The sequence below is a fragment of the Bradyrhizobium sp. 2TAF36 genome (assembly GCF_052114925.1).
Classification (GTDB): Bacteria; Pseudomonadota; Alphaproteobacteria; order Rhizobiales; family Xanthobacteraceae; genus Bradyrhizobium; species Bradyrhizobium barranii.
Window position 1 is genome coordinate 1 of sequence record NZ_JBFRFR010000179.1, and the last position, 6,176, is coordinate 6,176.

Below are 6,176 nucleotides of genomic sequence, written 5' to 3' on the forward strand. Positions count from 1 at the left end.
TGAAGTCGTCGGCGCCCATCTTGAGGCCGAACAGGTTCGTCGATCTCTTCGTCCTTGGAGGTCAGGAAGATCACCGGCAGGTCGGATTTCTGCCGCAGCCGGCGCAGCGTTTCCATGCCGTCCATGCGCGGCATCTTGATGTCGAGGATGGCAAGATCGGGCTGGGTGGTGCGGAAGCCGTCGAGCGCGGAGGCGCCGTCGGTGTAAGTCATGATGCGATAGCCTTCGGCCTCCAGCGCGATCGAGACGGATGTGAGAATGTTGCGGTCGTCGTCGACCAAAGCGATTGTGGGCATGAGCCTCTGCTTTCTGCTTTCCGTTTGGGTCGTGGCTTGAAACGGCGAGCAATTCACTGATGCGCCGCATACACGGGTGCCGAATTCGGCGGTCGAACCTTGTCACCGAGCAATGCAAGCTGGGCTGAAGTGTGACCAAGTTCCACGAAGCGCAGCAGATTCGCCGCGTTTCGACCCTTAACCTGACCCCCGTTTACCCGAAAAAAGACCTCCCTTGCAACCACCTGACCCGAGAAAGCCGATGCACCCGACCCTTGATTTCGACCCCGGAAAGCTCGCCAAATCGCTGCTCAGGCGCTCGCGCCAGGGCGCGCTGGCAACGCTGATGGCCGGCAGCGGCGATCCCTATTGCTCCCTCGTCAATCTGGCGAGCCACCCCGACGGCTCGCCGATCCTGCTGATCTCGGGCCTGGCCGTGCACACCAGGAACATCCTGGCGGATCACCGGGTCTCCCTGATGCTGGACGAGCGCGCGGCCGGCGATCCGCTGGAGGGCGCCCGAATCATGCTGTCCGGTCGGGCGGAACAGGCCGATGCCGACAAGGATCTACTCCAGCGGCGGTATCTCAATGCCCATCCATCGGCCGAAGCCTTTGTTTCGTTTAAGGATTTCTCCTTCTTCAGAATTCGGCCCACGGGAACCCATCTGGTCGCCGGCTTCGGCCGCATCGTCGATCTCAAGCCCAAGCAGTTCCTGACGGACCTAACAGGTGCCGAGGATCTGCTGGCGGCAGAGGAGGGGGCGGTCGCGCACATGAATGCCGACCACCGCGACGCCATGGGCCTCTATGCAACAAAACTCCTCGGCGCGGCGGAGGGCGACTGGCGCTGCACCGGCTGCGACCCCGAAGGCCTCGACATGCAGGATGGCCAGACTGCGCTAAGGCTGGACTTCCCGGAGCGGGTGACTGACGGCACGGCGCTGCGCAAGATGCTGGTCCGCCTCGCTGGCGAAGCGCGCGCGAAGGTGGACTAGCGCGCAACAAATTGAACGCCGCCCCCCATCGCTGCGACCCAAGACCGTAATGGTTCGAAGTCGGCAGCGAGAGGGTTCATGACACGCCGTCGTTTGACGCTGGTTGCGGGTTTGGCGCTCGCGATCACCGCATCGCTTGCCACGCCCAGCTTTGCCCAGAAGGGTCTCGCCGCGGAGAGCGCGCGGATCAACGCACTCCGAAGTGCAGGTAAATATTCGGAGGCGCTGCCGCTGGCGCAGGCCATGGTGGCGTCTCTCGAGAAGACCACCAACAATCGTGATCTCGCGGGCGCGCTCAACAACCTCGCGCAGATCTACGCCGACCAGGGTCACGACGACCAGGCCGAGCCGCTCTACAAGCGCGCCATTGCACTGATGGAGAAGGGGACCGGTCTCGACAGTGTCGAGATCGCACCGGTGCTGAACAACCTCGCCGCGCTCTATCAGAGGCAGAGCCGCTTTGCAGAGGCCGAGCCGCTGTTCAAGCGTGCGCTCGCCGTGCGCGAGAAGGCGCTGTCGCGCGAGCATCCCGACGTCGGTCAGTCCCTCAACAATCTCGCCACATACTATGTCAAGCAGCAGCGTCAGGCCGAAGCCGAGCCGTTGTTTCAGCGCGCGCTCGCGATCTACCAGAAGGCCGGTGGCCCCGAGCATCCGGCGGTCGCGACGCTCCTGAACAATCTCGGCCAGCTCGATCGCGACCTCAACCGCGATGCGGATGCCGAGGCGCCGATCCGGCGCTCGCTCGCGATCCGCGAAAAGGTGCTGGGACCGGACCATCCCGACGTCGCGCGCTCGCTGAACAATCTCGCCGGTCTCTACGAGCACCAGCAGCGCTATGCCGATGCGAAGCCGCTCTATCGCCGTGCGCTGTCGATCCGCGAACGTGCGCTCGGTCCCGATCATCCGGACGTTACGACCTCGACCAGCAATCTCRCCTATTTCCTCTACGTCTCCGGGCGGAATGCCGATGCGCTGCCGCTCGCGGAAAAGACGCTTGCGACCAATCGCGCGCAACTGCGCGTCGTGCTGCCGGTTCTGTTCGCCGCGCGGCAGCAATATCTGCTGCCTGACGACAGGGCGCTGGACGAGGCGCTCGCCGCGATCCAGCGCGGCACGCAATCCTCCGCCGCGTCCGCCGTGAACAAGCTGGCCGTGCGCCTTGCTGCCGGCAGCGACCGGCTGGCCGAGCTCGTGCGCCGGGACCAGGATCTTGCGGCCGAGTCCGAGGCGCTCGACAAGGCGATCATCGCCGCGGTGTCGAAGCAACCGGCCCAGCGCGACGTCGCGGCCGAGCAGCGCAGCCGGGTGCGGATCGCGACGATAGCGAACGAGCGCACGGGCTTGCAGAAGACGCTCGCGGTCGAGTTTCCCGATTATGCGTCGCTCTCCAACCCCCTGCCGCTGGCGGTCAAGGATATCCAGCCCTTGCTGTCGCCCGACGAGGCGATGGTGCTCTACTCCGTCGTCGACAAGCAGAGCTATGTCGTCGCGATCACGCGCGAAGGCGTCGACTGGAAGGAGATTCCGCTCGGCGCGGACGCGCTGACGCAGAAGGTGACTGCCTTCCGCAAGGGGCTCGATGTCGGCAAGGCGCGTGATGCCTCCGGCAAATCAGGGTTGTTCGACCTCGGGCTCGCCAACGAGCTTTATGTCGCGCTTCTCGGCCCGGTCGAAGGGCTGACGAAGGACAAGCGCAACCTGCTGGTGGTGCCGTCGGCCGCGCTGACGGCGTTGCCGTTTCATCTGCTCGTCACGGAGACGCCGCAAGCTGCGATCCCGGACACGCTCGAAGGCTATCGCAGCGCCGCCTGGCTGTTGCGGCGTCAGGCGGTGTCGGTGCTGCCCTCGGTGGTCAGCCTGAAATCGCTGCGTGCCGTCGCGCGCCGGGAGCAGGGCGTGAAGCCGATGACCGGCTTTGGCGATCCCGTGTTCAATCCCGCGCTGGAAGGGCCGGCCGATCGTCGCGCGGCAAGCGGCAAGGTCGCTGCACGCAACATTGCAACAATTGCCTATAGCGATTTTTGGCGCGGTGCCGGCGTCGATCGCGCGCGGCTTGCGCAGGCGCTGCCGCAACTGCCGGATACCGCGGACGAGTTGAACGCGGTAGCAAAGGATGTCGGCGCGGCCGAGGCCGACATCCATCTCGGCCGCGATGCCAGCGAAACGACGCTGAAGCGTGCAGCGCTTGCTCAATACAGCATCATCTACTTTGCCACCCACGGTCTCGTGGCCGGCGATATCAAGGGATTGGGCGAGCCCTCGCTTGCACTCTCCATTCCCGATCGGCCGACGGAGCTGGATGACGGCTTGCTCACGGCAAGTGAAGTCGCTCAGCTCAAGCTTAACGCGGATTGGGTTGTGCTGTCGGCCTGCAACACCATCGCCGGCGACAAGCCCGGCGCCGAGGCCCTGTCGGGGCTGGCGCGCTCGTTCTTCTACGCGGGTGCACGTGCGCTGCTGGTCTCGCATTGGGCCGTGGATTCGGAAGCTGCCACCCGCTTGACCACGTCGACTTTCGAACTGCTCAAGAACGAACCAAAAATCGGCCGTGCCGAAGCCTTGCGCCGCGCGATGTTAACGTACGTCGATGACACCTCGTCACCGCGCAACGCCTATCCCGCGATGTGGGGGCCGTTCGCGCTCATCGGCGAAGGCGAGGTACGATAGGACGGTCCTGCGATTGTGCGTCGCAATAACCACAGGAAACGCGGAATTGCGCATTTGGTTGCGCGATCATTCGTATTTTTTTGATACGCTCGCTCAGAGCTGACATGCGCGGCATTTGGCGCGGTCCTTGAATAAACCAAATCCTGCGAGATCGGCTTGGCAACGCCAGCGTTCACCATTATTACGTCGTTCAACCGAGGCCGGACGGCCTATAATTCACGGTGACTGCGATGGCGCCAAAGCTTGATCGCGCTGAGTGTCGCGGGTTCTAGGAGGATTTTTCGTGCAAGAGACGGGCGTGCGCAACGGTGCCTTCGGTGCCGACAAATTCGGCTTAAAGAATCTCAAACGGGTTCACTGGAACCTCGGCGCGCCGCAACTCTATCAATACTCACTTTCTGCGGGCGAGGCGGTGCTGTCGGCAGACGGTTCGCTTTGCGCCGACACCGGTGAGTTCACCGGCCGCAGCCCGAAGGACAAGTTCACGGTGCGTGACGCCACCACCGACAAGAAGATGTGGTGGGCCGGCAACCAGTCGATCACCGCCGAGCAGTTCGAGACGCTCTACCAGGACTTCCTCAAGCACGCTGAAGGCAAGAGCCTGTTCGCGCAGGACCTCTATGGCGGCGCCGATCCGGCCTACCGGATCAAGACCCGCGTGTTCACCGAGCTCGCCTGGCACTCGCTGTTCATCCGTACGCTGTTGATCCGCCCCGAGGCGGTCGAGCTGCCGAGCTTCACGCCGGAGCTCACCATCATCGACATGCCAAGCTTCCGCGCCGATCCGAAACGCCACGGCTGCAAGTCGGAGAATGTCGTCGCGATCGATTTCGCCCGCAAGATCGTCCTGATCGGCGGGTCTTATTATGCCGGCGAGATGAAGAAGTCGGTCTTCACCACGCTGAACTACTACCTGCCCGAGCGCGGCGTGATGCCGATGCACTGCTCGGCCAATGTCGGCGCCAATGGCGACACCGCGATCTTCTTCGGGCTATCAGGCACCGGCAAGACCACGCTGTCGGCCGATCCGAACCGCACGCTGATCGGCGACGACGAGCACGGCTGGGGCCCGAACGGCGTGTTCAACTTCGAAGGCGGCTGCTATGCCAAGTGCATCAAGCTGTCGCAGGAGGCCGAGCCTCAGATCTACGCCGCCTCGACCCGCTTCGGCGCGGTGCTCGAAAACTGCGTGCTCGACGAAGACACCCGCGTTGTCGATTTCGACGACGGCTCCAAGACCGAGAACACGCGCTCGGCCTATCCGCTCGACTTCATCCCGAACGCTTCGCGCACCGGCCGCGCGCCGCAGCCGAAGAACGTGGTGATGCTGGCCGCCGACGCCTTCGGCGTGCTGCCGCCGATCGCAAAGCTTTCGCCGGCGCAGGCGATGTATCACTTCCTCTCCGGCTACACCGCCAAGGTTGCCGGTACCGAGCGCGGTCTCGGCAACGAGCCGCAGCCGGAATTCTCCACCTGCTTCGGTTCGCCCTTCCTGCCGCTCGACCCCAGCGTCTATGGCAACATGCTGCGCGACCTCATCGCCCAGCACAATGTCGATTGCTGGCTGGTCAACACCGGCTGGACCGGCGGCAAGTATGGCACAGGCTCGCGCATGCCGATCAAGGTGACGCGCGCGCTGCTCACCGCCGCGCTCGACGGCTCGCTTCGCAACGTCGAATTCCGCACCGACAAATATTTCGGCTTCGCGGTCCCGACCGCGCTGCCGGGCGTGCCGGCCGAGATCCTCAATCCGGTCAACACCTGGAAGGACAAGGACGAGTTCGACAAGACCGCCCGCGCGCTGGTCGGCATGTTCCAGAAGAACTTTGCCAAGTTCGAAGCCCAGGTCGACGCCGAAGTGCGCGCAGCCGCGCCGGACGTGAAGCTCGCGGCGGAGTAATCGCTCGCTCTGTCTTCAAGGCAAAAGGGCGGCCGCGAGGCCGCCCTTTTTGTTTCTTCCTCCTCCCCTTGTGGGAGAAGGTGGCATAGGCGGCCCACGGCCGCCGTTCTTAAGAACGCCGAAGCAAAGCTTCGGCTATGGCGCCGGATGAGGGGTTCTATCCGCGCCTCAAGTGAAAGTTAGACTCGCGGAGAGAGACCCCTTGTAAGTCGAAGCGCCGCAGGTCTGCTATTGTAGACGTTGCGGTGACGGACGGGAGCCCGCAAACCCCCAGGTCGTTGCAGGCCGTGGGTGAGAGAGGTGCCCCGTCCGTTAGTCCATTGAACCCGAACAG

At 63.9% G+C, this 6,176-nt stretch carries 3 protein-coding genes and 1 pseudogene; 3 read left to right on the top strand and 1 reads right to left on the bottom strand.

Going from position 1 to position 6,176, the window contains the following annotated elements:
• A pseudogene (locus AB4Z51_RS43955) lies at positions 1 to 296 on the bottom strand (response regulator); the annotation flags it as partial.
• A gap of 241 nt (positions 297 to 537) precedes the next feature.
• Between AB4Z51_RS43955 and AB4Z51_RS43960 the strand changes: the two are divergent.
• From AB4Z51_RS43960 to AB4Z51_RS43970, 3 genes are all read left to right on the top strand, one after another.
• The gene (locus AB4Z51_RS43960) at positions 538 to 1,272 is read left to right on the top strand and encodes a HugZ family pyridoxamine 5'-phosphate oxidase (RefSeq protein WP_441499676.1); all 735 of its coding nucleotides are present in this window, start codon (positions 538 to 540) and stop codon (positions 1,270 to 1,272) included.
• Between the two features lie 78 nt (positions 1,273 to 1,350).
• On the top strand, positions 1,351 to 3,942 hold the full coding sequence (locus tag AB4Z51_RS43965; protein ID WP_441499677.1) for a CHAT domain-containing tetratricopeptide repeat protein: 2,592 nt from the start codon (positions 1,351 to 1,353) through the stop codon (positions 3,940 to 3,942).
• 283 nt (positions 3,943 to 4,225) lie between these two features.
• Positions 4,226 to 5,842, top strand: coding sequence for a phosphoenolpyruvate carboxykinase (locus AB4Z51_RS43970; protein ID WP_166345764.1), 1,617 nt, complete (start codon positions 4,226 to 4,228; stop codon positions 5,840 to 5,842).
• The last annotated feature ends 334 nt before the right edge of the window (positions 5,843 to 6,176 follow it).

Excerpts from the sequence above, each read along its gene's own strand:
- AB4Z51_RS43960 (WP_441499676.1), top strand. The coding sequence starts at position 538 with ATGCACCCGACCCTTGATTTCGACCCCGGAAAGCTCGCCAAATCGCTG.